The organism is aff. Roholtiella sp. LEGE 12411 (assembly GCF_015206995.1).
In the GTDB taxonomy this organism is placed as follows: Bacteria; Cyanobacteriota; Cyanobacteriia; order Cyanobacteriales; family Nostocaceae; genus Komarekiella.
Map to the genome: position 1 here is coordinate 1 of NZ_JADEXR010000288.1, position 2452 is coordinate 2452.

Genomic DNA, 2452 nt, shown 5'->3' on the forward strand with positions numbered 1-2452 from the left:
CAGCAGTTCCTCAGTTTGTATATCAGGAGACACCAACGAGAAATCCTTGAGATGCACCACACTCAACTTCCATGCTTGGGAACAATGCTTAATTTACATGATTTTTAGCCTTAACTGAACCGTATTGTCCTAGAAGTCAAAGCTTTTCTAATTGCAAAGCCTCTATGCTTTAATTCTGCTGCAAATACAACTTCTCCTGTAGCATCGTTAACTAATGCAATTCCTGTATTTTCTGCACCAGGGTCAATCTTTAATCGCAGTGGTGAGACTGGCGAGTCGGGACGCAAATCTTTCATAATAATTGTGAACGGAAAGCGCCTAAATACTGCTGCTTTTTTGTTCCTGAGTAATTGCCTAGCTTGTGCTGAGTGAATTGGGTCTAATGGTCTTTTTTCTGAATCAATAACAAATACTTTGGACATAAGTCCCTCCTTTCGGGTAATGTTAGCTTCGTCAATGTTTAAGGTCGGTAACTATCTCAAAAGCACTAGCTTAACCCTTAAACCTGTTTAACCTTTGAGTTCTAGAGCAGAGAACTAGCTACGCATTCTCTGGTAGGTCTTGAACACTTGCCTTAAACGTAGTGATTTAACACTTAGACTGGTCAATTAGGCTCTTTCAAGCCCCCACTATATCGGTACTCCGATTAGTGGTGGGTAGTTGACATCAGTTTCCATAATTTCGTTCCTAGCCTCTGGCTAGGAATGCTTTTTTCGGGACTAAAGTCTGACAATCTTGAAAAGTTTAGATGTCTCCGACAAGCCGCCCTACAGCTACATCAGATCTGGTGTAGGTGTAGGTGTCTTTTAGAGCGATCGCTCATGCTTTGTAATTTATATTTAATATCAAGTCCGCTTAATTACTTGTAATTCAAAATTCCCGGTGTCTCCGTGTCCCCGCATCAGCCTTAACTACAAGTATTCAACTAAACGTGCATAAATTAATACAAAAACAATTAGCAGATAATTAGCTGTCTCCTCCTTTTGGAAAAAACTGCTTTAAAATCTCTCCTGGTTTGCGATCCCAAGTGTCAATGTGCTCGTATATCAAACCGTCTCGCTTGAGTTTATAAGTTGAGTATCCATTAAAAAACACACCCGCTTTCCAGGGAACACGTAAAACTCCACGAACTGTCCACTTCGCTAAAATGGTATCTTCGGCTAACTGATAGACATCATGCACATCAAAGTAAATTTGAGTGAAAAATAGTCGAGCATGAAATCGTAAAGTCCAAAATATGATGCGATAGTTAAATTTATATTTAAATTTGTTTACTGGATCTTGAAAGTAAATATCCTGCGTATAAATGTTATATGAGATATCTTTCTGAAAAAGTGTTGGTAAATCCTCTTTGAGAGTTTTTATTACCTTTTCTATCTGCAATTGATATTCCATACCTCTTGTCCCTTAAAAAAAGTTTCTGAACAACCTCTCTACCCCCTGCAAAATTGAAGATGCTTTACTGTTACTCACACCACCGCCGCTCCAATTTGAAAAAGTGGGAAATGACGCAGATTTAGCATAAACACTATTTCGTAAAATTTTAGCTAGGGTATTGTTATTCTCTCGCAAACCTTCGTAAAAAAAGAACACCTCTCCTTGAATGCCAAGTTGGCGGTTATATTCAATTGCCTGCACTAGATATTCTGGACTAATGCAGTAAGAACCAAGTTTTATCAGAATTCCCGGCGCTAACTTCGATCGCGTCACATTTGTGAACTGCTGGGTTATTAGTTTATCAGCGATCGCTCTATAGCTATTGAAGTCACGACGATAAATCTGCGGGTGGATGATATCGACTATCCCACGCTTGAGCCATCTTGGTGAGTCTTGCAGATATTCTTTGAACGCCCAATCATAAATATTGGGAGCCATTGATACTAGCAAGTTAGGATTAACTGCTTTCACCTCCTGGTATAGACGCGCCAAGAAGTCAGTGAGAATGTTTGCACGCCACTGTAACCATTGCCAATCCTTGGGGTTTTGTGGCGGATTATGATGAAACTGCTGGTGATAGCGTGTTACAGTTACTTGATCATAGCCACCTTCACAGGGTAACGCGGGGAAGCGATCGTCTCCTTGAATACCATCAATATCGTAATTTTTCACAACTTCTAGCACCAAGTTCAGCAAGAATTCCTGCACCTGGGGGTCAAGGGCATTCAACCACTCGAAACCGTTTTTCTTTACTAAGTTGCCCTTGCAGTCACGGGCAGCCCACTCCGGTTTTTTCTGTAGAAGTATACCACCATTCAAATTATATGAACTGGCAAAGCCGTATTCAAACCAAGGGATAACTTTTAGTCCAACTCGTCGCGCCTCTACTATAGCGGTTATCAGTCCAGTGCAGTACACTAGGAGAGAGCAATTGTACTGATAACTGGTCGGTATGAAACCCTACTCTCTCGACTTGCGCCAGAAAATTGTTGATGCTTATGCCTGCGGTGATATT

Annotated in this window: 2 protein-coding genes and 1 pseudogene; all 3 read right to left on the minus strand. The window is 40.8% G+C overall.

Going from position 1 to position 2452, the window contains the following annotated elements; translation table 11 throughout:
* Positions 1–128: 128 nt before the first annotated feature.
* Positions 129–422 (minus strand): annotated as a pseudogene (locus IQ246_RS29420) (RRXRR domain-containing protein); the annotation flags it as partial.
* A 544-nt stretch (positions 423–966) separates the two neighbouring features.
* The gene (locus IQ246_RS29425; RefSeq protein WP_194006809.1) at positions 967–1395 is read right to left on the minus strand and encodes a DUF2358 domain-containing protein; all 429 of its coding nucleotides are present in this window, start codon (positions 1393–1395) and stop codon (positions 967–969) included.
* 12 nt (positions 1396–1407) lie between these two features.
* The gene (locus IQ246_RS29430) at positions 1408–2355 is read right to left on the minus strand and encodes a family 10 glycosylhydrolase (RefSeq protein ID WP_339379283.1); all 948 of its coding nucleotides are present in this window, start codon (positions 2353–2355) and stop codon (positions 1408–1410) included.
* Between the last annotated feature and the right edge of the window lie 97 nt (positions 2356–2452).

Bases quoted from the DNA above. Each gene is read 5' to 3' on its own strand.
- IQ246_RS29425 (WP_194006809.1), bottom strand. From the start codon at position 1,395: ATGGAATATCAATTGCAGATAGAAAAGGTAATAAAAACTCTCAAAGAG.